Source organism: Pseudomonas sp. RP-B7, from assembly GCF_059803535.1.
Map to the genome: position 1 here is coordinate 216,717 of NZ_JAPFHC010000002.1, position 25,216 is coordinate 241,932.

Sequence of the window (25,216 nt, forward strand, 5' to 3'; positions counted from 1 at the left end):
GCGCTGGCGTCCATCGGGAAGCGAAAAATATCAATCCGCCCAACTCAAACCGAAGATACGCGGCGCTCAACCCCCAACCGACTGATCCACACCGCCGCCAAAATCACCAACCCGCCCAACGCCAAGCGCCCCAGCGGCTCATGCTGGTTCCAGATCAGCAAATTCAGCAGCAACCCCACCGGCACATGCAGGTTGTTCATCACCGCCAGCGTGCCGCCCTGCACCAGGCAGGCGCCCTTGTTCCACCAGTACATGCCCAGTGCCGTGCTGACCAACCCCAGGAATACCAGCACGCCCCATTGCAACGGTGCATCGGGCAGGAAGTTGGCCTTGCCGAACAACAGGAACGCCGGCAACACCACCAGTAATGCGCCCACATAGAAGAAACCGAAACGCCGGTAATGCGGCAGGTCGCTCGGGTAGCGCTGGACCAGATGCTTGTACATCACCTGCCCGGCGGCATAGGTGAAGTTGGCCAGTTGCAGCAGCAGGAAGCCACCCAGGAAGTGCGGGGTGATCTGGTCGAAGCGAATCACCGCCGCGCCCGCCACCGCCACCAGTGCGGCGACCAGCGCCCAGGGGTTGAAGCGGCGGTTGAGGGCGTCTTCGATCAGGGTCACGTGCAACGGCGTGAGAATGGTGAACAGCAGCACCTCCGGCACCGTGAGCACGCGAAAGCTCAGGTACAGGCACACGTAGGTCACGCCAAATTGCAGCGCGCCAATCACCAGCATGCCGCGCATGAACCCCGGTTCCACCGAACGCCAGCGGGTCAGCGGGATAAACACCAGGCCGGCCAGCAACACGCGCACCAGCACGGCGAAGTAGCTGTCGACGTGACCGGCGAGGTACTCGCCGATCAAGCTGAAGGAAAATGCCTGAATCAGGGTGACAACCAGTAGATAGCCCATGCGCGCCTCGCTTCGAATGGGCGGGACATTAAAGGTTTTCGGCGCTTGACGAAACTCAGGGCAAAAAAAACCCGACCTCGCTAAAGCGGCAGTCGGGCAGGAGCACTCAGGAGCAAAAAGTGCAAAGGGAGGTTCATTACGCGTACTTGAAGGGTTTGCGTGGCACTAGATAAACACCGCGCGATTATCTGACGATTAAAGGATCAGGCGACCTGTGCCAACAGCGCCTTGGCGTGGTTGATGCCCTTTTCCTGGAAGTCACCGCTCAGGTTCACGCCTTCGGCATGAATGAACGTCACGTCGTGGATGCCGATAAAGCCCATGACCTGGCGCAGGTACGGTTCCTGGTGATCCGACGTGGCGCCGATGTGGATGCCGCCGCGGGCGGTCAACACGATGGCGCGCTTGCCAGTGAGCAAGCCCTGCGGGCCGGTGGCGGTGTATTTGAACGTCACACCGGCGCGCAGCACGTGGTCCAGCCAGGCCTTGAGGGTGCTGGGGATGGCGAAGTTGTACATCGGCGCGGCCATCACCAGCACGTCGGCGGCGAGTAATTCGTCGGTCAATGCGTTGGAGCGGTCGAGGCTGGCCTGTTCGCTGGCGCTACGCTGATCTGCAGGTTTCATCCAACCGCCCAGCAGGTCGGCATCCAGGTGTGGCAACGGGTTGAGGGCCACGTCACGGACGGTGATCCGGTCCGCCGGGTGGGCGGCCTGCCATTGGCTGATGAACTGCTGGGTCAGCTGGCGGGAGATCGAGCCTTGCTGGCGGGCGCTGCTTTCGATGATCAGAACGTTGGACATGGCTGCGTAGGCTCCATCTGTAAATGCTGTAAGTCGATGGAGTGGAGATTAAACAGAGCCAATTCGATAAAAAAGCGCAAAAAACTGCTATAACCCATCTATAAATTTGTTTATAAGCGGAGTATTCCTCTGGAGATGCTCCGCTGTCGGGTTATTTCGGGCTGCAAGCCAGGGCAATGCGCATCTTGATGATGGCGCGGTTGAACTTGACGGTGGTGTTGGTGCTTTTACCTGCCGGCACCGTGACCTTGCGATTGCGTGGCGCTTCCGGGCCGTTGGTGAAGGTTACCGAACACACTGCATCGTTGGTGCCGTAGTTATTCAGGCGGATCGAACTGATGTCACCGTCCACATCGGAGGCGGTGTAATCAATGCTCACGCCGTCGATCTTTTTCGTCACGTCGATGGAATAGGCAAACGCGCTCAGCGGCAGCAGCGCCAGCAACACACAACAGAATTTTCTCATTCGGTGGTCTCCAATAAGGACCGCCAGCTTAGGACAAGAGGAACCCATCTTGAAAGCGCCCCGCGTTACCCTCGATCAATGGCGCACGCTGCAGGCCGTGGTCGACCACGGCGGCTTCGCTCAGGCGGCTGAAGCGCTGCACCGTTCGCAGTCCTCGGTGAGCTACACCGTGGCCCGCATGCAAGACCAGCTTGGCGTGCCGCTGTTGCGCATCGACGGGCGCAAGGCCGTGCTCACCGACGCCGGCGAAGTGCTGTTACGCCGCTCGCGGCAACTGGTGAAGAATGCCAGCCAGCTGGAAGACCTCGCCCACCATATGGAACAGGGCTGGGAAGCCGAAGTGCGCCTGGTGGTAGACGCCGCCTACCCGAATGCACGCCTGGTGCGCGCCCTCTCGGCCTTTATGCCGCAGAGCCGTGGCTGCCGCGTGCGCCTGCGCGAGGAGGTGCTGTCCGGCGTGGAAGAGTTGTTGATCGAAGGCGTGGCTGACCTGGCGATCTGCGGGTTCAGTATCCCCGGTTACCTGGGCACGGAAATGAGCGACGTGGAATTTGTCGCCGTGGCCCACCCCGAACACGCCCTGCACCGCATGAACCGCGAACTGAGCTTCCAGGACCTGGAAAGCCAGATGCAGGTGGTGATCCGCGACTCCGGCCGCCAGCAACCGCGCGATGTAGGCTGGCTCGGCGCCGAGCAGCGCTGGACCGTCGGCAGCCTGGCCACCGCCGCATCATTCGTGGGCAGCGGCCTGGGCTTTGCCTGGTTGCCCCGGCACATGATCGAACGCGAACTCAGCGAAGGCGTGCTCAAGCAGCTACCCTTGGAACAGGGCGGCAGCCGTCACCCCACGTTCTACCTCTACTCGAACAAGGACAAACCCCTGGGGCCCGCGACGCAGATCCTCGTGGAACTGCTGCGGACCTTTGACACCGCCCCGTTGGACGCACCTTTCGCCGCCCCCCAGCAAGCCTGAAACGGAGTTCACCCATGGCCTGGTTCGACCACGAGGGATGCAGCCTGCACTACGAGGAATACGGCCACGGCACCCCACTGATCCTGATCCACGGCCTGGGCTCCAGCAGCCAGGATTGGGAATTGCAGATTCCAGTGCTGGCCAGGCATTACCGCCTGATCGTGGTAGACGTGCGAGGTCATGGCCGCTCGGATAAACCCCGTGAGCGCTACAGCATCCGGGGTTTCACTGACGACCTGATTGCCTTGTTCGAGCACCTGAGCCTACCGCCGGCCCACGTGGTGGGCTTGTCCATGGGCGGCATGATCGCCTTCCAACTGGCGGTGGACGAACCGGCCCTGCTCAAGAGCCTGTGCATCGTCAACAGCGCGCCCGAAGTGAAAGTTCGCAGCGCCGACGATTACTGGCAATGGGCCAAGCGCTGGAGCCTGGCGCGGTTGCTGAGCCTGGCCACGATCGGCAAGGCGTTGGGCGAGCGGTTGTTCCCCAAACCGGCGCAGGCCGGCCTGCGTCGCAAGATGGCCGAACGCTGGGCAAAAAACGACAAACGTGCTTATCTCGCCAGCTTCGATGCAATTGTGGGCTGGGGGGTGCAGGAACATCTTTCCCGAATTACCTGTCCTACGCTGGTCATCAGCGCCGACCACGACTACACCCCCGTGGCGCAGAAACAAAACTATGTAAAACTGCTGCCCGATGCGCGACTGGTGGTGATCGAAGATTCCCGCCATGCCACGCCGCTGGATCAACCCGAAGTCTTTAACGCTACCTTGCTCGATTTTCTAAAGACAGTCGAAACCACTACCCAGGATCACTGACCCATGCTGAAAAAAATCGCCTTCTTTGCCGGTTCCGTTCTATTCGCTGCCAACCTGATGGCGGCCGAGGCTGCCAAGGCGCCCCGCGTCGAAATCATCACCACCAACGGCAACATCGAAATCGAACTGGACCCGGTCAAGGCGCCGATCAGTACCAAGAACTTCCTGGCCTACGTGGACAAGGGTTTCTACACCAACACGATTTTCCACCGCGTGATCCCGGGTTTCATGATCCAGGGCGGCGGGTTCACCCCACAGATGTCGCAAAAGCCGACCGAAGCGCCGATCCGCAACGAAGCCAGCAACGGCCTGCATAACGTGCGCGGCACCTTGTCCATGGCCCGCACCAACGACCCGAACTCGGCCACCAGCCAGTTCTTCATCAACGTTGCCGACAATGCGTTCCTCGACCCGGGCCGTGACGCCGGTTACGCGGTGTTCGCCAAGGTGGTCAAGGGCATGGACGTGGTCGATGTCATCGTCAACTCCCAGACCACCACCAAGCAGGGCATGCAGAACGTGCCAATCGATCCTGTCCTGATCAAGTCGGCCAAGCGCATCGACTGAGGTCCGCAGGAGGTTCCGCGCGTGGCCCACAAGGCCGCGCGCGCATTTGAAAGGAGAGCCCGCCCTGCGGGCGTCATACCTAATGCTCTATCGTCGTTTTGAACAACTGATCGATATTTTCCGCGACGCACCCAGCGACGCCCCACCCGATAAAGTCCTGCCCTTCTACCTCTATTACCTGCGCCAGGTCTGGCCGCATTTCGCCGCCTTGCTGGTGGTGGGCCTGATCGGTGCGCTGATCGAAGTCGCGCTGTTCAGCTACCTGAGCCGCATCATCGACCTGGCCCAGGGCACACCGCCCGCGAATTTCTTCCAGGTGCACAGCACCGAGCTGATCTGGATGGCCGTGGTCGCCCTGCTGCTGCGCCCGATCTTCGGCGCCCTGCATGACCTGCTGGTGCACCAGACCATCAGCCCCGGCATGACCAGCCTGATCCGCTGGCAGAACCACAGCTACGTGCTCAAGCAGAGCCTGAATTTCTTCCAGAACGACTTCGCCGGGCGCATCGCCCAGCGCATCATGCAAACCGGCAACTCCCTGCGCGACTCCGCCGTGGCCGCCGTGGACGCGATCTGGCACGTGGCGATCTACGCCATCAGTTCCCTGGTGCTGTTTGCCGAGGCCGACTGGCGCCTGATGATCCCACTGGTGACCTGGATCATCTGCTACAGCCTGGCGCTGCGTTACTTCGTGCCACGGGTGAAGGAACGTTCGGTGATTTCCTCCGAGGCGCGCTCCAAGTTGATGGGCCGCATCGTCGACGGCTACACCAACATCACCACCTTGAAACTGTTCGCCCATACCCAATACGAGCAGCAGTACGCCAAGGAAGCGATCATCGAGCAGACCGAAAAGACCCAACTGGCCAGCCGTGTCGTCACCAGCATGGATATCGTGATCACCACCATGAACGGCCTGCTGATCGTCACCACCACCGGCCTGGCCTTGTGGTTGTGGACGCAGTCGCTGATCTCGGTGGGCGCCATCGCGCTGGCCACCGGCCTGGTGATCCGTATCGTCAACATGTCCGGTTGGATCATGTGGGTGGTCAACGGCATTTTCGAAAACATCGGCATGGTGCAGGACGGTTTGAAAACCATCGCCCAGCCGCTGGCGGTGATCGACCGCGAGCACGCCCCGCGCCTGACGGTGCCCCACGGCGAAGTGCGCTTCGAGCACGTGGATTTCCACTACGGCAAGAAGAGCGGGATCATTGGCGGGCTGAACCTGGAGATCAAGGCCGGCGAGAAAATCGGCCTGATCGGCCCGTCCGGCGCGGGCAAGTCGACCCTGGTCAACCTGCTGCTGCGCCTGTATGACCTGCAAGGCGGGCGCATCCTGATCGACGGACAGAACATCGCCGACGTGGCCCAGGAATCCCTGCGTGCGCAGATCGGCATGATCACCCAGGACACCTCGTTGCTGCACCGTTCGATCCGCGACAACTTGCTGTACGGCAAGCCGGACGCCACCGACGAAGAACTCTGGGCGGCGGTGCACAAGGCGCGTGCCGATGAGTTCATCCCGTTGCTGTCGGACTCCGAAGGCCGCACCGGGCTGGATGCCCATGTGGGCGAACGCGGGGTGAAACTCTCCGGTGGGCAGCGCCAGCGCATCGCGATTGCCCGCGTGCTGCTCAAGGACGCGCCGATCCTGATCATGGACGAAGCGACCTCGGCACTGGACTCGGAAGTGGAAGCGGCGATCCAGGAAAGCCTGGAAACCCTGATGCAGGGCAAGACCGTGATCGCGATTGCCCACCGCCTGTCCACCATTGCGCGGATGGACCGCCTGGTGGTGCTGGAGAAAGGCCAGATCGCCGAGACGGGCAGCCATGCCGAGTTGCTGGCCCATGGCGGGCTGTATGCGCGGCTGTGGCAGCACCAGACCGGCGGCTTTGTCGGCATCGACTAATAATCTACCGCTCAAACACAGTTCAACCTGTGGGAGCGGGCTTGTGTGGGAGCGGGCTTGCTCGCGAATGCGGTGTGTCAGTCAAAACAACTGTGACTGACACACCGCATTCGCGAGCAAGCCCGCTCCCACATTTGATCAGTGCCAGGCGCCAGATTTCATTGAGCCCTTCCCCATGCGAGCGCTGGATTTGCGCCGCAACCGTGCTGTACTCAGAACAGTGCCCAGACGGGCGCTGAAGTAAATCTGCAGGGAGCATCACTGTTTTACTGATTCGGTAGAGCGATCTATCAAGGACGTGCTGCATGTCTTTGTTCAAACGTTCAATCACTGAGGGGTTGGGTACGTTTTGGCTGGTGTTGGGCGGTTGCGGGAGTGCGGTATTGGCCGCAGCGTTCCCGGCAGTCGGGATTGGTTTGCTGGGGGTGTCCCTGGCGTTCGGGTTGACGGTGCTGACCATGGCGTTTGCCATCGGACATATCAGCGGTTGTCACCTCAACCCAGCGGTGTCGGTGGGGCTGGTCGTGGGCGGGAGGTTTCCGGCCAGGGAGTTGCCGGCGTACATCGTCGCCCAGGTCGTCGGCGGCACGGTTGCCGCCGCATTGTTGTACTTCATTGCCAGTGGCAAACCCGGCTTCGAACTGGCCTCGGGCCTGGCGTCGAACGGTTATGGCGAGCATTCGCCCGGCGGTTATTCGATGGCAGCGGGGTTTGTCAGTGAGCTGGTGATGACCGCGATGTTCGTGCTGATCATCCTCGGCGCCACCGACCACCGCGCCCCGAAGGGCCTCGCGCCAATCGCCATCGGCCTGGCCTTGACGCTGATCCACCTGATCTCCATTCCCGTGACCAACACCTCGGTCAACCCGGCGCGCAGTACCGGCCCGGCGCTGATCGTCGGCGGGTGGGCGATCCAGCAGTTGTGGATGTTCTGGCTCGCGCCGATCCTCGGTGCGGTGGCGGGTGGTTTTACCTACCGATGGCTCGGCAAGGAAGAGCCTGCCTAGTAGTGAGCGGGCTTGCCCCCCAGCGCGGGGCAAGCCCGCTCACTACATGGTTATAGCTGGCGGTATGGCAATGCGGTTCGCGCCTCTTCGGCATAGGCCACGATCCCTACCCGTTCACGCTCCAGGAAATCCTCTACGGCCGTCTTCAACCCCGCGTGCCGCAAGTAATGCCACGACCGCGTGATCACCGGCTCAAACCCGCGAATCAACTTGTGCTCGCCCTGCGCGCCAGCATCGAAACGTTGCACGCCGTGGGCGATGGCGTAGTCCATGCCCTGGTAGAAACAGGTTTCGAAATGCAGGCGGTCGAATTCCGCCAGGCAGCCCCAGTAACGGCCGTAGAAACTGTCGCCACCGATCAGGCTGAACGCCATGGCCACCGGCCGTGTGCCTTGTTTGGCCAGCACCACGCGAATCGCTGCGGGCATGCGTTCGGCAAGCAGGCTGAAAAACTCGCGGGTCAGGTACGGTGATTGGCGGCGCACCGCGTAGGTGTTGGCGTAGCAGGCGTAGACAAAATCCCACTGCGCCTCGCTCAGCTCATGGCCTTGCAGCCATTCGAAGTCGATGCCCTGCCCGGCCACTTGCTCACGCTCCTTGCGCATCTGTTTACGCTTGCGCGAGCTGAGGGCGTCGAGGAAGTCCTGGAAGTCGCGGTAGCCACGGTTCTGCCAGTGGAATTGACAGCCCAGGCGCTGCAGCCAGCCCGGTTGCTGCGCCAACGCTGCGTCGGCCAGATCGTCGGTGAAGTTGACGTGGGCGCTGGAGAGCCCTTCGATTTCCAGATAGCCCGGCAGCCTCTTGAGCAGCTCGAAACCGTCCTCGGCACTCGCCGCCAGCAAACGTGGCCCGCTGACCGGGCTGAACGGCACGGCCGTCAGCAACTTGGGGTAGTACTCGATACCGGCCCGTTCACAGGCGTCCGCCCAGCCATGGTCAAACACGTACTCGCCATAGGAGTGCCACTTGCGATAGCAGGGCAGCGCCGCCACCAGCCGCTCGCCTTCCCAGTGCAGCAGATGCTCCGGTTGCCACCCCGAATGCGGGCCGACACTGCCACTGTCCTCCAGCGCACTCAGGAACGCGTGCCGCACAAACGGCTGGGCGTCCGCCACGAGTGCATCCCAGGTCTGTGGGGCGATTTCGGACAGGCTGATCAGACGTTGCAGCGGCATCGGCATCCTCATTTCTTGGGGGTGTGAAAGCCTCGCGAGTATCGCTTATCGGCGGCTTTCGCACACCCTCGAATCGCCGGACAAGGCTCTAAACCAATAGTTCCCAGCATGAATAATTTGTCATCTAGATGACATCACTTCGCCACTGCGCCGTCATAAACGATCGCGATACTGACGCCTGTTTTTAGAGCGCCTGGTGCTACCAGGCGGCATTTTTTTCCGTCCGTCATTGGTCGGTTGTGTCCTGGATGGTTTGCCATCCCTCCTCACTTTCGGAGATTGATATGCGTCTTGCTTCCACTAAAACTGCGGCGATCCTGTGCGGTGGCCTGTTGCTGGCCCTGAGCGTACCGGCCAGCGCTGCAGTCGACGCTAAATTGCTCGACATGCTCAAGGCCAACGGCCAGATCACCAACGCCCAATACAGCGAACTGCAAGCTGAGCTGGCACGGGATCAGAAAGAACAGCAGATCGCACGGCAAGCTCAACAAGAGACCAACGAACAGATCGCGGCCACCGCGAAAAAAACCAACGAACTGAGCAGCTTCGACCAGAAGCTGGCCTGGGCGGCCAAGACTCAGTTCAAGGGTGACGTACGTTTCCGTCAGGAAACCGTGAAAATCCAGGGTGAATCCAACAACGGCGGCCGTGACAAGGATCGCCAGCGCATCCGTGCCCGCCTCGGCGCCTACACCGAGATCAACTCGCAAGTCGACACCGGTATCCGCATTGCCACAGGTAGCAGCGACGACGCGCGCTCCACCAACCAGGATCAGGACAACTACTTCGACAAGAAGTCGATCTGGCTGGACCTCGGCTACATTGACTACCACCCGGACCAGATCAAGAACCTGCACGTGATCGGCGGCAAGATGCTGCAACCGTGGGTCAACATGGGCGACGTGATCTGGGATAGCGACATCAACCCAGAAGGCCTGGCAGTCACCTACAAATACCCACTGGGCAGCAGCGCCGAGCTGTTCGGCAGCCTCGGCAACTACAACCTCAAGGACAACGTCGACGGCGACGGCGTGCAATTCCGCCACGACCTGCGCCTGACCTCCGGCCAGCTGGGGACGCGCTTCTCGGTCACCGACAACCTGAAAATGACCCTGGGCGGCAGCGTCTACGCCTACCAGAATGACAAGGACAGCCGTTGCACAACCACCACCACGCCTTGCGCACTGGCGGTCAACGGTAACTCGGCCGACAACCAGTTCCGCCTGTATGAAGGTTTCGCCCAAGCCGACATCGGCGGCCTGGCAGTGCCTCTGGCGTTCTACGGCCAGTACGTGAAAAACAACGACGCCGTGACCGACCAGGACACCGCCTGGCTGATCGGCGCCAAGTCCAAGGTGTTCGGTTTCAACCTGGACTACAACTACCGCGACACTCAACGTAACGCTGTAGTGGGTGCCTTCACCGACTCGGACTTCGCCAACGGCACCACGGGTTCGCGCGGTCACAAAATGAAGGTCAGCTATGACATCGACAAGAACTTCGCACTCGGTGCCACGTACTTCCTGACCAAGGCCGACTACGCCAGCCGAACCCAGCGTGACGCCAACACCAACACCCTGCAGCTGGACGCAGAAGCCAAGTTCTAAGAGTCAGTGTTACGAGCCTTGGGCCAGGACGGCCCAAGGTGGCTGCAACAGTCTCTCGTGGTCGGATCGGTCCCCATCATCCGTCCGCTCCCGCCACGCGAGCCTGCCTATTCCCCGCCTTTCTGATCCTTGAGCCGCTCGGCAGCCAATTGCTGCGCCAAGGCATCCACATCCCCTACCGGCTCTTGCGGCAGCAGCTTCAGCGTAGCCTGCATCAAACGCATCTGGCGGATAAACCGTCGGCAGTTCGGGCAGAACATCAAGTGATGACGCACCAGCAGACGCTCGCGAAAGGTCAATTGCCCATCAAGATAGTCACTGGACCGCGCCACTTGTTCTTTACAGGTCAGCATTCGCCCGTTTCCTCAAAATGCTCCACCGTGGCGAAGACTTTAAGCCGTGCCCGATGCAGCAGCACACGGACATTGGAGAGTGAGAGCGTCAGAAGATTACAGATCTCTTCCAACTCCAGGCCCTGGCGCTCACGCAGCACCAGCACGCTGCTCTGCAACTGCGACAGGCTCGACAAGGTGTGCTCCAGGCAGTCGCGCAGTTCGCCTTCGGTGAGCAAGGCTTCCGGGGTGTCCTGGTGCCAGGCATAGGGGGCGACGGCCCAGTGGCCATCGTCCGGGGTGAAGCGGTCATCGCCGATGGTGCCATGGGGTGATGGCAGGTCGTCGAGCAGCACTTCACGGCGGTTCTGCTTGTAGCGTCCCTTGGCGGCGTTGGCGGTAATGGTCAATAGCCAGGTCTTGAGGCTGGAGCGCCCTTCGAACCTGGACAGGTTGCGGACCACCGAGAGCCAAGCGTCCTGCACGATTTCATCGGCATGGCGCTGGCCGACGATCGCATAGGCCACCGCGCGCATGGCGCTCTGGTAGGTGCTGACCAATTCCTTGTAGGCCCGCTGCTCCCCCTTGAGCAGGCGTTCAAGCAGATCCGCGTCGTCGGCTGCTGCCATGGGCTACCTCAATTTCACTTTGAACATGCGATCACTGTGGGAGCCAGCTCCCACCCATTGACCACGCCCTCCCCACCGATCAGCGTTTACGCAGGATCACGCTGCCGATCGAGTAGCCTGCGCCGAACGAGCTGAGCACCGCCACGGAGCCCTTGGGCAAATCGTCCTGGTAAGTATGGAACGCAATCACCGAACCCGCCGAACTGGTATTGGCGTAGGTGTCGAGGATCACCGGCGCTTCTTCCACCGTGGCTTCGCGGCCCAGCAGTTTCTTCACGATCAGGTGGTTCATGCTCAGGTTGGCCTGGTGCAGCCAGAAACGCTTCACATCGGCGACGTTCAACTGGTTTTCCGCCAGGTGCACACCAATCAGCTCGGCCACCATCGGGCACACATCGCGGAAGACCTTGCGGCCTTCCTGCACGAACAGTTTGTCGGGCGCGCCGATGCCCTCTTCCGCCGCGCGGTTGAGGAAGCCGAAGTTGTTGCGGATGTTATTGGAGAACTTGGTCAGCAGCTTGGTGCTGACCACGTCGAACTGGTGCTCGGAGGTCGCCAGGTCGGCACGTTCGAGGACGACGGCGGTGGCCGCATCACCAAAGATGAAGTGGCTGTCGCGGTCACGGAAATTCAAGTGGCCGGTGCAGACTTCCGGGTTGACCATCAGGATCGCCCGGGCCTGGCCCAGTTGGATGCTGTTGGCAGCGTTCTGGATGCCGAACGTGGCCGAGGAGCACGCCACGTTCATGTCAAAGCCGAAACCCTCGATACCCAGGGCTTCCTGGACTTCAATGGCAATGGCCGGATAGGCGCGTTGCAGGTTGGAACAGGCGACGATCACGCCGTCGATGTCAGCGGCAGTCTTGCCGGCACGCTGCAGGGCTTGTTCGGCGGCGCCGATGGCCATCTGGCAGAGCACCGACCATTCGTCGTTACTGCGCTCGGGCAGGCGCGGGGTCATGCGCTGCGGGTCGAGAATGCCTTCCTTGTCCATCACGAAACGGCTCTTGATGCCCGAGGCTTTTTCGATGAAGGCTGCACTGGACTCGGTCAGCGCCTGAACTTCACCGCGCTCGATGGCGGCGGCGTTGTCGGTGTTGAAGTGCTGGACGTAGGTATTGAAAGACTGCACCAGCTCTTCGTTGGAGATGCTGTTGGCCGGGGTATACAGGCCAGTGCCGCTGATGACGACGTTATGCACGGTCGTTCCTCTAAATCTGTCAGGCAGGGAATGTTGGTACCTTCGTACCAAACTGTAAGTAGTCCGAATCCGCCCAGCGGACATCAAACTGGCATCGCTTTATTCCATCGCGCCGTGGCTGCAACCGCCAGCCTGTAACGACGATCCCGGCATTTATAGGCGCGAAGTTTGCCACAACCCTCGGAGTTTGGCGCTATCTGCGCACAAACACCGTTTTCCCTTGGAATGCTCCCACAGGGGGGGTTGTGTTGGATTTCAGGGTTCTACCTGGCTCCATTGCTTGCTCAGGCGCTTGTCGGAAATCGGCACCTTGGTGCCCAACTGCTGGCCAAACAACGACACCCGGTACTCTTCCAACCACCAGCGGTAGAGCTCTAGCTGAGGATCGCGCTTGCCTTCCTGGGCGTGTTTTTTCAGGCGATTCTCGTACTGCGCCCACAAACCGGCCAACTCGCCGCTCCAGACCCGGTCCTTCTGTACCTGGCTCGGCAGTTTCTCCAGACGCAGCTCGATGGCCTTGAGATAGCGTGGCAGTTCCTTGAACCACTGCGCCGGGGTTTCCCGTACAAAACCGGGATACACCAGGTTGCCCAGTTGCTGCTTGATGTCATTCAGGGCTACGGCCTGAGCCAGGTCGATCTTGCCTTTGAAACGTTTTTGCAGTGCGTGCCAGAGCTTCAGAACCTCCAGGGTCAAGCGTGCCAGGCGTTCAGCATGCTCGGTCCAACTGCCGCGCTTGCGCTCGGCCAAGGCGGCCAAACCCGCGCCGTCACGCGGCAGGCTGGTTTCGCCTTCGAGCACGCAGGTGTCGAGGCTGGCCAGCAGGATGTCTTCCACCAGTGCATCGATACGCCCCAGTTCGCGGTACATCAACCCCAACTCAGTCAGGCCGGGCAATTTGCCGCGCAGGAATTTGGCCGGTTCCGCCAGTTGCTGCATCAGCAAACGCTGCAAGGCGCGGCGGTGTTGGAATTCAGCTTCGGCGGCCGTGGAAAAACGCCCTTCCTTGACCGTACCGTTTTCCTCCACCAACGCCGGATAAACCGTCATCGACAGGCCGGCGATCTTTTGCTGGGTCTTCTGCGCCACCGCCGCGAACACCTTGGCCTCTACTGGCTGTTGGCTTTTCGCGGTTTGCGGCACCGCCAGCGCGGCCTGGCTGGCTTCGGCGAAGCGTGCGGTCAACTCGGCCAGGTCGCGGCCTTCGCCGAGGAACTTGCCTTGGCCATCGACCACTTCCAGGTTCATCTTCAGATGGTTGTCCACCTGCTGCGCCGCCTCGGCCCAGGCTTCATCGCTGACGCGGGCACCGGTCATGCGCAGCAACTCACGGCCGAGCGCCTGGGGCAGCGAGCCCTGGCCGAATTCGATGCGTTGCAGCGCCGCCTTGACGAAGTCCGGCACCGGCACGAAGTTCTTGCGCAGCGCCTTTGGCAGGTTGCGCACCAGGGCGATGCATTTGGCCTCGATCAGCCCCGGCACCAGCCATTCCAGGCGTTCCGGCGGCAACGCCGGCAACAGCGGCGCGGGCACGCGCAGGGTCACGCCGTCGCGGGGGTGGTTGGGTTCGAAGTGGTAACTCAAGGCCAGGGCCAGGTCGCCCAGGTGCAGGGTGTCCGGGTAATGCGCGGCGGTGACCTCGCTGGCCTCGCGGGCCAGCACGTCTTCTTCGCGCATGATCAACAGTTGCGGGTCTTTCTGGCTGTGGATCTTGTACCAGCTGTCAAACGTCGCAGTCTGGTGGATCTCTGCCGGCAAGCGCGCATCGTAGAAGGCATACAGCGTTTCCTCGTCGGCGAGGATGTCACGGCGACGCGCCTTGGCTTCCAGCTCGTCGAGCTGTTCCAGCAGTTGCTGGTTGGCGGTCAGGCACTTGGCCCGCGACTGGATCTCGCCACGCACCAAGCCTTCGCGGATAAACAACTCACGGGACACCACCGGGTCAATCGGTCCGTAATGCACTGGCCGGCGCCCGACCACGATCAGCCCGAACAGGGTGATCTGCTCAAACGCCACTACCTGGCCGCGCTTTTTCTCCCAATGCGGTTCGAAGTGGTTCTTCTTGATCAGGTGCCCGGCCAGCGGCTCGATCCAGTCGGCATCGATCTTGGCAACCATGCGCGCATACAGCTTGGTGGTTTCCACCAATTCAGCGGTCATCAGCCATTGCGGGCGCTTCTTGCCGATGCCCGACGACGGGTGAATCCAGAACCGCCGCTGGCGCGCACCGAGGTAATCGCCGTCTTCGGTTTTCTGGCCGATCTGGCTGAGCAGGCCGGACAGCACCGCCTTGTGCAGTTTGGGGAAATCCGCCGGCTCTTTATTGATCGTCAGCTGCATGTCGCGACAGATCAGGCTGAGCTGGCGGTGGGAATCGCGCCATTCGCGCAGGCGCAGGTAGTTGAGGAAGTTCTTGCGGCACCAGTTACGCAAAGGGCTGGCGGTGAGTGCCTGGCGCTGCTCTTCAAAACCGCGCCACAGATTGACCAACCCGGCGAAGTCCGAGTCCGCATCTTTCCACTGGGCGTGGGCCTGGTCGGCGGCCTGTTGACGCTCCGGCGGGCGCTCGCGCGGGTCCTGGATCGACATGGCGCTGGCGACGATCAGCACTTCCTGCAAACTGCCGAGCTTGGCCGCTTCCAGCAGCATGCGGCCCATGCGCGGGTCCACCGGCAGGCGCGCCAGTTGGCGGCCCAACGGCGTGAGCTGGCTGTTGCGGTCCACCGCCGAGAGCTCTTGCAGCAGGTTGAAACCGTCGCTGATGGCCTTGCCGTCCGGCGGCTCGATAAACGGGAAGTCGGTGATTTCGCCGAGGCGCAGGTGCAGCATCTGCAGGATCACGGCGGCAAGGTTGGTACGCAGGATTTCCGGGTCGGTAAATTCCGGACGCCCGATAAAATCCTCTTCACTGTACAAGCGGATGCAGATGCCCGGCTCGACCCGGCCGCAACGACCTTTACGCTGGTTGGCACTGGCCTGGGAAATCGCCTCGATCGGCAGGCGTTGCACCTTGGCACGGTAGCTGTAGCGGCTGATGCGCGCGGTGCCGCTGTCGATCACATAACGGATGCCCGGTACGGTCAGCGAGGTTTCCGCGACGTTGGTTGCCAGCACCACACGACGGCCTGGATGGGACTGGAAAATCCGCTGCTGCTCGGCCGGTGACAGGCGCGCATACAGCGGCAGGATTTCGGTGTGCTTGAGCTGGGCCTTGCGCAGCATTTCGGCGGCATCGCGGATCTCACGCTCACCCGGCAGGAACACCAGCACATCGCCCGGGCTGCGCCGTTCGCTGCGCTCGTAGGCGGCGATTTCATCCAGGGTGGCCAGGATCGCCTGGTCGACGGTGAGGTCATCCTCGACGCGGTTGCCCTCCTCGTCCTGCTCCAGGGTCAGCGGGCGATACCAGGTGTCCACCGGGAAAGTGCGACCCGAGACTTCGACGATCGGGGCATCGTCGAAGTGCTTGGAGAAACGCTCCAGGTCAATGGTCGCCGAGGTGATGATGACCTTCAGGTCCGGGCGGCGCGGCAGCAGGGTTTTCAGGTAGCCCAGCAGGAAGTCGATGTTAAGGCTGCGTTCGTGGGCTTCGTCGACGATGATCGTGTCGTAGCGCTCGAGGTAGCGGTCGTTCTGGGTTTCTGCCAGCAGGATGCCGTCGGTCATCAGCTTGATCAGGGTGTTGGAATCGCTCTGGTCTTCAAAGCGCACCTGATAACCGACCAGCGCGCCCAATGGCGTGGCCAACTCTTCGGCGACCCGGCTGGCCACGCTGCGTGCGGCGATCCGGCGGGGCTGGGTGTGACCAATGAGACCGAACTGGCCACGACCGATTTCCAGGCAGATCTTCGGCAACTGGGTGGTCTTGCCCGAGCCGGTTTCGCCGGCAATGATCAGCACTTGATGCTGGTTCAGCGCTTCTTTGATTTCATCGCGCTTGGCCGCAATCGGCAGGCTGTCGTCATAACGAATCACCGGCAGGCTGGCGCGCCGCGCCGTGACCTGGGCACAGGACGCCTGCATGCGCACGACCCACTGCGCCAACTTGTCCTCGTCGGGCTTTTTGCGCAACTCAAGCAACTGCCGACGCAAACGGTGGCGGTCGGCAAGCATGGCGTGGTCGAGGGTTTTGAGCAGTTGGTCGATAGTGGGCGCTTGGTCAGTCATCTGGGTGGTAAAGGTCTTCGGGATGGGGCAGGCATGACCTGCACAGCGGTGGACGGATAAGACGAGGTGGCGATTGTCGCAGATTTCGACGGTTCTGAAGACGGCCCGTCAAAAGCAACGGGACTTTCGCTCATACCGTGGCGAAATTTACTACAGCGGATCAACACTCTCCCCCACACGTTTCTAGCGAAAGTCCGATTTGTGACGAGTGACGCAAGCGTTCCAATGAGCTAGCCAGTCCTGACTGGCTGTTCATTAACGCCGACTCAGAATGGAGCTCCTATGCCAATCGACTCATCCACTTCCACCCCCTATCTACCTTCTTATGCAGACGCGATGCGTGCGCAGCCTCGATCGGCTGACTCGCTGCCACCGCCAGCCTATGAATTCGCGCCCAGTTATACAAAAAACGCCAGTGAGCAGCCTGCGAACCGCCAGGCCTCATCTAGGCCAACCACCAACCTGGCAGCGAGCCGAATCAGCAGTCAACCCAGCGCGCAAGCCATGCGCGGGATGAACACACTGAGTGGACTCTCCCGCTGACTGGCCACGTACACGCGCCCTCTCACCACGTACAGGAAATGAAATCGTTATGCCCATTGACTCCAATAGCTATGCCTACAGCAATAGTGGTAACAACCACAGTTACGCCACCAAATATCAGTCCATCGCGCCTGAGACCTCTGCCCCGCACAGTTCCTGGCATAACCCGGAACCCCGCGAGCGCTCATCCAGTACCTATTCAAGCGCCAGCTCATCGCAACCACTGCTCAACCAAACACCCAGTTCATCATTGAGTGCCACCCGAAAATCCAATGTCCAGTCACTCACCCATCAGCACAGCGTCCTGTCGACGCTTCCTGAACAGTTTCCGACGCCTGCAATCCCTAAAGAAAGCTATAACAAGGCCCTGAGCCTGACGGAAAAACGCATCACCCAGGAACAGAGCGCTCCTGCCAGCAGGAACCCAGTGACCCAGTACAAACACCGCCAGGAGGTCAAGAAAACAGACAAAGAGCTGGGGAACGAGATGAAAAATCTCTACAAACAAGCTAGAGATGTTCAGACAAACGGCACCAACCAGACCGACAAAAACCGCGCGTCCAACCACTCGGACTCACTGTTGGCGCTAGGCAACGGCCAGCCCTGGCTGAAAGATGTGCGCAAGGAAAACAGAAAATCGGAAGGCGTCTAATGCCTTGTCGATCAGGCCCGGCCTGATCGACACCTTCGCATTGCCTGGCGTATGACAGGCTTTAGTCGGCCGTTCGACCGGTGCGTCGGTAAGGGAAAACATCAATAACCTTACCGGCGCGAATCGCCTCTTGCAGCCCCTTCCAATAATCGGCGTTGTACAACTCGCCGTGCAATTCATTGAACAACTTGCGCTGGCCCGCATCGGCAAACAGAAACGGCGGGAATTCTTCGGGAAACACATCCAGCGGGCCAATGGAGTACCAGGGCTCGGAGGCCATTTCATCCTCGGGGGTGCGCGGCGCGGGGATGTGGCGGAAGTTGGCCTCGGTCAGAAAGCAGATTTCGTCGTAGTCATAGAACACCACGCGGCCGTGGCGGGTGACGCCGAAATTCTTGAGCAACATGTCACCCGGAAAAATATTCGCCGCCGCCAATTGCTTGATGGCCAGTCCATAGTCTTCCAGGGCCTCGCGCACTTGGGCGGGGTTGGCGTGGTCGAGGTAGAGATTGAGCGGGGTCATGCGCCGTTCGGTCCAGCAGTGGCGGATCAGCACCGTGTCACCTTCGACTTCGACGGTGCCGGCGGCGACTTCGAGCAATTCGGCCAGGCACTCGGGCTCGAATTTGCTCAGGGGGAAGCGAAAGTCGGCGAATTCCTGGGTGTCGGCCATGCGCCCGACGCGGTCGACGCTTTTGACCAGCCGGTACTTCTCGATCACGGTGGCGCGGTTGACGTTTTTCGACGGCGAAAAGCGGTCCTTGATGATCTTGAACACGGTGTTGAAGCCCGGCAGCGTGAACACGCTCATGACCATGCCGCGCACGCCGGGGGCCATGATGAACTGGTCGTCGGTGGTCGCCAGGTGGTTGATCAGCGCGCGGTAGAACTCCGACTTGCCATGTTTGTAGAAGCCGATGGAAGTGTACAGCTCGGCGATGTGCTTGCCCGGCAGGATGCGCCGTAGAAAGCCGATGAATTCCGCCGGCACCGGCACATCGACCATGAAGTAGGAACGGGTAAACGAAAAGATGATCGACACGTCGGCTTCGTCGGTGATCAACGCGTCGATCTGGATGCCCTGCCCTTCACGGTGCAGCAGCGGGATCACCAACGGCCATTGTTCGTCGCGGGTATAGATGCGTCCTACGAGGTACGCGCCTTTATTACGGTAGAGCACCGAGGAAAACAGCTCGACCTTGAGGTCCGGGTCCTTGCACACCCAGTCCGGCAGGTTCTCGCGCAATTGCGCTTCGAGGCGGCGCAGGTCGGCGGGCAGGTCGGCGTAAGGCTCGCTGAAGCGGTAGTCGGCAAAGATCTGTCCAAGCATCCCGGCGATGTTGCCCGCCGGCAGGTAGTTGCGGGTTTGCGCCGCACGCGCCCGGCGCAGGCTGGGCCGGGTGGTGTGGATGAACATGCAGCCGTCACTGATCAAGTCGTGGCTGAACAGGCCGCAGAAAATCGAGTTGTACCAGGTCTCGGACAGCTCATCGTCGAAACGCAGGTCGATCAGGCCGATGTAAGCGTTTTTCACCAACGGCCACAGGCCTACGTCCAACAGCTCGTCTTCGCTGAAGCTGGCGCGCAGGTGCGTGGTCACTTCACTGACCTTTTCTTCATACAGGTTGATCCGCGCCGCCGACGCCGCCTGCCCCTGCTGCCACTGGGCCTTTTCGAAACGCTCGCGGGCGCCATCGGTGATCTGGCGGAAGTGCTCGCGGTAATCGTCAAAGCCATCGAGGATCATGCGGGCGATGGCAAGGGCGGGCGTCGGTTGCGACATGCGGGAAACCTCTACGGGAATCTGGAAGCCCTGAGCTTAGCCAGTGTAGGAAGGCAGGAGAAGGACGTTTTTTCGCGCACGGTTGTACAACTTGCTGCACTTCGTACATTTACTTTCAATTTTCATAAGTCGACCAGCCGGTCAATAAATGCACCAAAACGTCGCAGTGGATTTTTCCGCACGCCTGAAACGCCGGGGCTTGGCGGGTTGACCGTGAAAAACAGCGCATGTCACTCAAGCGCAGTGATGTGTAACCGCATCGATGCAACGTAAGGGAAACCCTGATTACCTCATTAGTGGCACTTTGATATATAGCGCGCCCCTCCCCACCCTAACAAGGTCAAAAGACCGACCCGGGGACAGGTTCTAATCGCCTAAGGAGCATTGAGATGTCATTGAGGAATATGCGGATCGGCGTGCGTGCCAGTCTGAGTTTTGGGGTTCTGGCCAGCCTGCTGGTGATTGTCGGCCTGTTTGGCCTGGGGCAGATGGCCAAGCTGCGCGAAAGCGCGCTGATCATCGAGCAATCGTGGATGCCGAGCATCGAGAATATCCACGACAGCGCCGCCTACGTCGCCAGCATCCGCCTGGAAACCTTGCGCCTGGCGACCACTGATGAGTCGCGGATTCGCGACAACAGCAAAAGCCTGATCACCCGCCAGCGCAGCGAACTGCAAACCTTGCTGGAACATCACGAGACCTTGCTCAGCAACGATCAAGAGCGCGAGTTGCTCAAGCAGCTCAAGGTCAATGTGAACAGCTACCTCAACCTGGTCGGGCAGATCATCACGCTGGTGGACGGCGACCAGCAACAAGACGCCATCGACCTGCTCAACACGCGCCTGGCGCCCCAGGGCGTGGTCCTCGGCAAAAGCCTGGAAAGCCTGATTACCTTTAACCAGAGCGGCGTCGAGTCGGCGGTGGATGCGGCCGCGCGCACGTACTCGAGCGCGCTGTGGGTGGTCGGCCTGATCATCGTGTTTGCGTTGATCGCGACCTTGGCGCTGGCCTGGCTGCTGACACGCAGCATCACCGCCCCCATCAGCCAGGCACTGACGGTGGCGCGCACCATCGCCGCCGGAGACTTGAGCCAGCCGATCACTGTGCAAGGCCATGACGAACCGGCGCAATTGCTCGGCGCCCTGGCCGGCATGCAGGCCGAGTTGCAGGCCACCATCCGGGGCATCAGCGAATCGGCGCAACAACTGGCCTCCGCCGCGGAAGAGATGAGCTCGGTGATGGAACAGAGCACCCGTGGCCTGCAAGCGCAGAACGATGAAATCGAACAGGCCGCCACCGCCGTCACCCAGATGAGCGCGGCGGTGGACGAAGTGGCGGGCAATGCGGTGTCCAGCGCCGAGGCGTCGAAGGCGTCCGACGAAGACAGCAAGCACGGCCACTACCAGATCAGCGAAACCATCAGTTCGATCCAGAACCTGGTGGACGAAGTGCTCGGCGCCTCGAACAAGGCCGAAGGCCTGGCGGTGCAGGCCCAGGACATCAGCAAGGTGCTGGAAGTGATCCGTGGCATCGCCGGGCAAACCAACCTGCTGGCCCTCAACGCAGCGATTGAAGCCGCCCGCGCGGGCGAGGCCGGCCGTGGTTTTGCGGTGGTCGCCGACGAAGTGCGCTCGCTGGCGCAACGCACCCAGGACTCCACCGAAGAAATCGAGCAGATGATCAACGGTATCCAGCAAGGCACCCAGGACACCGTCGGCGCGCTGAACAGCAGCGCGGAGCACGCCGGCCAGACCTTGCAGCGGGCCAACAGCGCCGGGAGCGCCCTGGAAAAGATCACTGCGGCCATTTCGCAGATCAGCCAGCGCAACCTGGTGATCGCCAGCGCCGCCGAACAGCAGGCACTGGTGGCCCGCGAAGTCGACCGCAGCCTGGTGAACATTCGCGACCTGTCCACCCAGACCGCTGCCGGAGCGACCCAGACTTCGGCCGCCAGCCAGGAACTGTCGCGCCTGGCGGTGGACCTCAATGGGTTGGTCACGCGGTTTGTCCTGTGATCCGCGCAGGGCTCGTGCAACACTCGCCGCCTGATTGATGTAGGAGTGTTCTGTGAGACCTGTCGACACCGTGTACCTGCTGGGGCTCGCTGCCATTTGGGGCGCGAGTTTCCTGTTTATGCGCATCATCGCACCGGAACTTGGGGCAGTGCCGACCGCGTTTTTCCGTGTGTCGATTGCCGCCGCCGGCCTGCTGGCGATGCTCGCGGTAATGCGCGTGAAGTGGGATTTCCAGGGCAAGTTCAAGACCGTCCTGCTGCTGGGGGTCATCAACTCGGGCATCCCGGCGACCATGTATTCGGTGGCGGCCCAGGTGCTGCCGGCGGGTTACTCGGCAATCTTCAACGCCACCACGCCGTTGATGGGCGTGTTGATCGGCGGGTTGTTTTTCAGTGAACGCCTGACGCCGTCGAAACTCGCCGGGGTCAGCCTGGGCCTGCTGGGCGTCGGCGTACTGACCCGCGCGGGGCCGGTGGCGTTTGACCTGGAATTGTTGATGGGCGCGCTGGCCTGCCTGGTGGCCACCACCTGTTATGGCTTTGCCGGGTTCCTCGCACGGCGCTGGCTGGATCAACGCGGCGGGCTGGACAGTCGCCTGTCGGCCCTGGGCAGTATGCTCGGCGCCACCCTGTTTCTGCTGCCGCTGTTTGCCTACAGTGCCATCAACCATCCGCCCGCGAGCTGGGGTGGCTGGCCGGTGTGGGGGTCGTTGCTGGGGTTGGGGCTGGTGTGTACGGCGCTGGCCTACGTCCTGTACTTCCGCTTGCTGACGGCCATCGGGCCGGTGAAGTCGATGACCACGACCTTTCTGATCCCGCCATTTGGGGTGTTGTGGGGCGCGCTGTTGTTGGGCGAGCCGTTGTCGATGGCCCATGTGTATGGCGCAGTGTTGATTGCCGGAGCGCTATGGCTCGTCCTACGCCGCCCAAACCTGTAGTGAGCGGGCTTGCCCCGCGCTGGGGGGCGCAGCCGCCCCAAATCCAACCGCCTGCGTCTTACTGATACACCGAGGTGCCTGGGTTTAGGGCGGCTGCGCCCCCCAGCGCGGGGCAAGCCCGCTCACTACAGGTTGTCGGGGAAGGCCGGGGCGTGGAGGAGTTTTCATCTGGCACCTGTAGGACGGCCGCTATAATGCCGCCCAGATTTTTCCAAGGATTCCCCATGCTCACATTGCCCTGGCTGTACCTGGCACTTCTTTCCATTGGCTATGGCCTGGCCCTGATCTACGGGCAATTGGGCGTGCTGGCCGGGGTGTCGGTGGCCCTGTTGTTGCTGGCCGGCTACGCGGTACGCCAGCAACGCACGCCATGGGCACGCTACCTGGGCCACGGCTTGTTTATCGTGCTGGCCTTGAGCCTGGCGCTGCACTGGTTGCCGGGCTTCTACAACGGCCGCGGCATTGACCCGCAGCGGTTGACCCCGGATGCAGTGCCCTTCTCGATGTACCTGAACCAGGACAAACCGCTGATCGGCTTCTGGCTGCTGCTGGCCTGCCCGTGGATCGTGGCGCGTCGTTCGTTGCGCCTGTCGATCTGCGTCGCAGCACTGGCCCTGACCCTCACGGCCGTTGCCGCGCTGGGTGGCGCGGCGTTGCTGGGCATGATCAGTTGGGCGCCAAAATGGCCGGAGCAGGCGTGGCTGTGGGTGTTGAACAACCTGCTGCTGGTCACGCTGGTCGAAGAAGCGCTGTTCCGTGGCTACATCCAGGGCGGCTTGAGCCAGCGCTTCAAACAGCTGCCCTACGGCGACAACCTCGCACTGCTGCTGGCCTCGCTGTTGTTCGGCCTGGTGCACCTGGGCGCGGGCTGGCAATGGGTGCTGCTGGCCAGCATTGCCGGGGCCGGTTATGGCCTGGCGTATCGCTTTGGCGGGTTGGGCGCAGCGGTAGCGACGCACTTTGGCTTGAACCTGCTTCACTTCGGTTTGTTTACGTACCCGATGCTGGCCGGTTGATTGTTGCAAAAATAAGTTAAATAAACCCCTGCCCGTGCCGATACCCATTGAAAGCCTTGCGGATTGAACAATCATGCGTAATAACCAACCCGTTACCCAGCGCGAACGTACCTTCCCCGCTCAGCAACGGTTGATCTCCACCACAGACGCCAAGGGTGTGATCACCTACTGCAACGACGCATTTGTCGAAATCAGTGGGTTCACCCGGGACGAACTGCTGCGCGCACCGCACAACCTGGTGCGTCACCCAGATGTACCGGCGGCTGTGTTCGCGCATATGTGGTCCACGCTCAAACAAGGCTTGCCATGGATGGGCATTGTCAAGAACCGCTGCAAGACCGGGGATCACTACTGGGTTAATGCCTACGTGACGCCAGTCTTCGACGGCAACCAGGTGGTCGGCTACGAATCGGTGCGCATCAAGCCCACCGCCGAGCAGATCCGCCGGGCCGAAGCGCTCTATCAACGCATCAACCAGGGCAAGTCGGCCGTTCCCCAGCGGGACAAGTGGCTGCCGGTGTTGCAGGACTGGGTGCCGTTTATCCTGGTCAGCCAACTGAGCTTCATGATCGGTGCGTCGCTCAACTCCCACTGGGGCTTTGCCCTGGCGGCGGGCTTGTCGGTGCCGCTCGGCCTGCTGGGCTTGAGCTGGCAGCAGCGCGGCCTCAAGCGTTTGCTGCGCCTGGCCGAACAGACCACCTCCGACCCGTTGATCGCTCAGATGTACACCGACAGCCGTGGCGCACAGGCGCGATTGGAGATGTCGATCCTCAGCCAGGAAGCCCGTCTGAAGACGTGCCTGACACGCTTGCAGGACACCGCCGAGCACCTCAACGACCAGGCAGCGCAGTCCAACACCCTGGCGCACAACAGCTCCAGCGGCCTGGAGCGCCAGCGCGTGGAGACCGAACAGGTGGCCACCGCGGTCAACCAGATGGCGGCAACCACCCAGGAAGTCGCCAGCCACGTGCAGCGCACCGCCGATGCGACCCAGGAGGCCAATCGCCTGACCGGTCGTGGCCGCGACATCGCCGGGGAAACCCGCGAGGCGATTCAGCGCCTGTCGGTGGCCGTTGGCGAGACCGGCGTGACCGTCACCCAACTGGCCAAGGACAGCGATGAAATCGGCGGCGTGGTCGACGTGATCAAAGGCATCGCCGACCAGACCAACCTGCTGGCGCTCAACGCCGCCATCGAAGCGGCACGTGCCGGTGAGATGGGCCGTGGTTTTGCGGTGGTCGCCGACGAGGTGCGCCAACTGGCCCAGCGTACGGCCGAGTCCACCGGGCAGATCCATACCTTGATCGCCAAGTTGCAGCAGACTGCCGCCGCCGCCGTCCAGACCATGGACGCCGGGCATCGCCAGGCCGAAGAAGGCGTGGCACGGGTAATGGAAGCGGATCAGGCGTTGGTGGGCATCAGTGAGGCGGTGGCGCATATCACCGATATGACCACCCAGATCGCGGCGGCGACCGAGGAGCAAAGCTCGGTGGCGGAAGAGATCAGCCGCAATATCAGCACGATCGCGCTGTTGGCGGATCAGACGTCGGAGCAGGCGTTGAATTCGGCGCAGTTGAGTGAAGAGCTGACGCATACGGCGAATACCCAGTATTCGCTGGTGGAGCGTTTCAACCGGTAAATCGCTTTCGCGAGCAAGCCCGCTCCCACATTTAACCGTGTACATCCCTTGGAATGCGGT

At 61.5% G+C, this 25,216-nt stretch carries 20 protein-coding genes; 11 read left to right on the forward strand and 9 right to left on the reverse strand.

Annotated features, from left to right (window positions below; all coding sequences use genetic code 11):
* Positions 1-44: 44 nt before the first annotated feature.
* The 3 genes from OPU96_RS03785 to OPU96_RS03795 form a co-directional block, all read right to left on the reverse strand.
* Entirely contained in the window at positions 45-911 is an 867-nt protein-coding gene (locus tag OPU96_RS03785; RefSeq protein WP_498558664.1) for a carboxylate/amino acid/amine transporter, read from the reverse strand.
* Between the two features lie 203 nt (positions 912-1,114).
* Positions 1,115-1,714, reverse strand: coding sequence for an FMN-dependent NADH-azoreductase (locus tag OPU96_RS03790; RefSeq protein ID WP_305391328.1), 600 nt, complete (start codon positions 1,712-1,714; stop codon positions 1,115-1,117).
* Positions 1,715-1,865: 151 nt separating this feature from the next.
* Positions 1,866-2,180, reverse strand: coding sequence for a 3-phosphoglycerate kinase (locus OPU96_RS03795; protein WP_192297094.1), 315 nt, complete (start codon positions 2,178-2,180; stop codon positions 1,866-1,868).
* Positions 2,181-2,229: 49 nt separating this feature from the next.
* Here OPU96_RS03795 and OPU96_RS03800 point away from each other — a divergent pair, with 49 nt between their 5' ends.
* The 5 genes from OPU96_RS03800 (at position 2,230) to aqpZ (ending at position 7,460) form a co-directional block, all read left to right on the forward strand.
* Entirely contained in the window at positions 2,230-3,153 is a 924-nt protein-coding gene (locus tag OPU96_RS03800) for a PA3225 family LysR-type transcriptional regulator (RefSeq protein ID WP_498558665.1), read from the forward strand.
* 14 nt (positions 3,154-3,167) lie between these two features.
* Entirely contained in the window at positions 3,168-3,971 is an 804-nt protein-coding gene (locus tag OPU96_RS03805) for an alpha/beta fold hydrolase (RefSeq protein WP_226454945.1), read from the forward strand.
* 3 nt (positions 3,972-3,974) lie between these two features.
* Positions 3,975-4,538 (forward strand): peptidylprolyl isomerase, encoded by a 564-nt coding sequence (locus OPU96_RS03810; RefSeq protein ID WP_226454944.1) that lies wholly within the window; start codon positions 3,975-3,977, stop codon positions 4,536-4,538.
* Positions 4,539-4,620: 82 nt separating this feature from the next.
* Entirely contained in the window at positions 4,621-6,453 is a 1,833-nt protein-coding gene (locus tag OPU96_RS03815) for an ABC transporter ATP-binding protein (protein WP_226454943.1), read from the forward strand.
* A 305-nt stretch (positions 6,454-6,758) separates the two neighbouring features.
* Positions 6,759-7,460: an aquaporin Z gene (gene aqpZ, locus OPU96_RS03820; RefSeq protein WP_498558666.1), complete on the forward strand. Its 702-nt coding sequence runs from the start codon at positions 6,759-6,761 to the stop codon at positions 7,458-7,460.
* Positions 7,461-7,510: 50 nt separating this feature from the next.
* Here aqpZ and OPU96_RS03825 read toward each other — a convergent pair whose 3' ends face one another.
* Positions 7,511-8,635 (reverse strand): GNAT family N-acetyltransferase, encoded by a 1,125-nt coding sequence (locus OPU96_RS03825; RefSeq protein WP_498558667.1) that lies wholly within the window; start codon positions 8,633-8,635, stop codon positions 7,511-7,513.
* Positions 8,636-8,919: 284 nt separating this feature from the next.
* On the opposite strand from OPU96_RS03825, the gene OPU96_RS03830 reads away from it, so the two are divergent.
* A complete protein-coding gene (locus OPU96_RS03830) occupies positions 8,920-10,242 on the forward strand; it encodes a putative porin (RefSeq protein ID WP_192297101.1) in 1,323 nt (440 codons plus the stop codon).
* A gap of 107 nt (positions 10,243-10,349) precedes the next feature.
* Here OPU96_RS03830 and OPU96_RS03835 read toward each other — a convergent pair whose 3' ends face one another.
* The 4 genes from OPU96_RS03835 to hrpA all read right to left on the reverse strand — a co-directional run bounded on the left by OPU96_RS03835 (position 10,350) and on the right by hrpA (position 16,571).
* Positions 10,350-10,595, reverse strand: a complete 246-nt coding sequence (locus OPU96_RS03835) for an anti-sigma factor family protein (protein ID WP_192297102.1) — start codon at positions 10,593-10,595, stop codon at positions 10,350-10,352.
* Positions 10,589-11,203, reverse strand: coding sequence for an RNA polymerase sigma factor (locus OPU96_RS03840; RefSeq protein WP_226454940.1), 615 nt, complete (start codon positions 11,201-11,203; stop codon positions 10,589-10,591). The genes OPU96_RS03835 and OPU96_RS03840 overlap by 7 nt, the downstream gene beginning before the upstream one ends.
* Positions 11,204-11,282: 79 nt before the next feature.
* On the reverse strand, positions 11,283-12,404 hold the full coding sequence (locus tag OPU96_RS03845) for a beta-ketoacyl-ACP synthase III (RefSeq protein ID WP_192297104.1): 1,122 nt from the start codon (positions 12,402-12,404) through the stop codon (positions 11,283-11,285).
* Positions 12,405-12,659: 255 nt separating this feature from the next.
* Positions 12,660-16,571, reverse strand: a complete 3,912-nt coding sequence (hrpA, locus tag OPU96_RS03850; RefSeq protein WP_305391330.1) for an ATP-dependent RNA helicase HrpA — start codon at positions 16,569-16,571, stop codon at positions 12,660-12,662.
* 592 nt (positions 16,572-17,163) lie between these two features.
* Here hrpA and OPU96_RS03855 point away from each other — a divergent pair.
* Positions 17,164-17,766 carry a hypothetical protein gene (locus OPU96_RS03855; protein ID WP_498558668.1) on the forward strand — a complete coding sequence of 201 codons (603 nt, stop codon included), beginning with the start codon at positions 17,164-17,166 and terminating at the stop codon, positions 17,764-17,766.
* Between the two features lie 61 nt (positions 17,767-17,827).
* Here OPU96_RS03855 and aceK read toward each other — a convergent pair whose 3' ends face one another.
* Entirely contained in the window at positions 17,828-19,549 is a 1,722-nt protein-coding gene (gene aceK / locus OPU96_RS03860; protein ID WP_305391331.1) for a bifunctional isocitrate dehydrogenase kinase/phosphatase, read from the reverse strand.
* Positions 19,550-19,938: 389 nt separating this feature from the next.
* Between aceK and OPU96_RS03865 the strand changes: the two genes are divergently transcribed.
* The 4 genes from OPU96_RS03865 to OPU96_RS03880 all read left to right on the forward strand — a co-directional run bounded on the left by OPU96_RS03865 (position 19,939) and on the right by OPU96_RS03880 (position 25,156).
* Positions 19,939-21,564 (forward strand): methyl-accepting chemotaxis protein, encoded by a 1,626-nt coding sequence (locus OPU96_RS03865; protein WP_305391332.1) that lies wholly within the window; start codon positions 19,939-19,941, stop codon positions 21,562-21,564.
* 52 nt (positions 21,565-21,616) lie between these two features.
* Complete coding sequence (locus OPU96_RS03870; RefSeq protein ID WP_226454935.1) at positions 21,617-22,501, forward strand: DMT family transporter; 885 nt, start codon at positions 21,617-21,619, stop codon at positions 22,499-22,501.
* A 224-nt stretch (positions 22,502-22,725) separates the two neighbouring features.
* Positions 22,726-23,517, forward strand: a complete 792-nt coding sequence (locus OPU96_RS03875) for a CPBP family intramembrane glutamic endopeptidase (protein WP_305391333.1) — start codon at positions 22,726-22,728, stop codon at positions 23,515-23,517.
* A 73-nt stretch (positions 23,518-23,590) separates the two neighbouring features.
* Positions 23,591-25,156, forward strand: a complete 1,566-nt coding sequence (locus OPU96_RS03880; protein WP_192297111.1) for a methyl-accepting chemotaxis protein — start codon at positions 23,591-23,593, stop codon at positions 25,154-25,156.
* Positions 25,157-25,216: the final 60 nt, after the last annotated feature.

What these genes read in the sequence shown, in the direction of transcription:
- OPU96_RS03785 (WP_498558664.1), bottom strand. Translation starts at nt 911, where the DNA reads ATGGGCTATCTACTGGTTGTCACCCTGATTCAGGCATTTTCCTTCAGC.
- OPU96_RS03790 (WP_305391328.1), bottom strand. Translation starts at nt 1,714, where the DNA reads ATGTCCAACGTTCTGATCATCGAAAGCAGCGCCCGCCAGCAAGGCTCG.
- OPU96_RS03795 (WP_192297094.1), bottom strand. Translation starts at nt 2,180, where the DNA reads ATGAGAAAATTCTGTTGTGTGTTGCTGGCGCTGCTGCCGCTGAGCGCG.
- OPU96_RS03805 (WP_226454945.1), top strand. Translation starts at nt 3,168, where the DNA reads ATGGCCTGGTTCGACCACGAGGGATGCAGCCTGCACTACGAGGAATAC.
- OPU96_RS03810 (WP_226454944.1), top strand. Translation starts at nt 3,975, where the DNA reads ATGCTGAAAAAAATCGCCTTCTTTGCCGGTTCCGTTCTATTCGCTGCC.
- OPU96_RS03815 (WP_226454943.1), top strand. Translation starts at nt 4,621, where the DNA reads ATGCTCTATCGTCGTTTTGAACAACTGATCGATATTTTCCGCGACGCA.
- aqpZ (WP_498558666.1), top strand. Translation starts at nt 6,759, where the DNA reads ATGTCTTTGTTCAAACGTTCAATCACTGAGGGGTTGGGTACGTTTTGG.
- OPU96_RS03825 (WP_498558667.1), bottom strand. Translation starts at nt 8,635, where the DNA reads ATGCCGCTGCAACGTCTGATCAGCCTGTCCGAAATCGCCCCACAGACC.
- OPU96_RS03830 (WP_192297101.1), top strand. Translation starts at nt 8,920, where the DNA reads ATGCGTCTTGCTTCCACTAAAACTGCGGCGATCCTGTGCGGTGGCCTG.
- OPU96_RS03835 (WP_192297102.1), bottom strand. Translation starts at nt 10,595, where the DNA reads ATGCTGACCTGTAAAGAACAAGTGGCGCGGTCCAGTGACTATCTTGAT.
- OPU96_RS03840 (WP_226454940.1), bottom strand. Translation starts at nt 11,203, where the DNA reads ATGGCAGCAGCCGACGACGCGGATCTGCTTGAACGCCTGCTCAAGGGG.
- hrpA (WP_305391330.1), bottom strand. Translation starts at nt 16,571, where the DNA reads ATGACTGACCAAGCGCCCACTATCGACCAACTGCTCAAAACCCTCGAC.
- OPU96_RS03855 (WP_498558668.1), top strand. Translation starts at nt 17,164, where the DNA reads ATGCCCATTGACTCCAATAGCTATGCCTACAGCAATAGTGGTAACAAC.
- aceK (WP_305391331.1), bottom strand. Translation starts at nt 19,549, where the DNA reads ATGTCGCAACCGACGCCCGCCCTTGCCATCGCCCGCATGATCCTCGAT.
- OPU96_RS03865 (WP_305391332.1), top strand. Translation starts at nt 19,939, where the DNA reads ATGTCATTGAGGAATATGCGGATCGGCGTGCGTGCCAGTCTGAGTTTT.
- OPU96_RS03875 (WP_305391333.1), top strand. Translation starts at nt 22,726, where the DNA reads ATGCTCACATTGCCCTGGCTGTACCTGGCACTTCTTTCCATTGGCTAT.
- OPU96_RS03880 (WP_192297111.1), top strand. Translation starts at nt 23,591, where the DNA reads ATGCGTAATAACCAACCCGTTACCCAGCGCGAACGTACCTTCCCCGCT.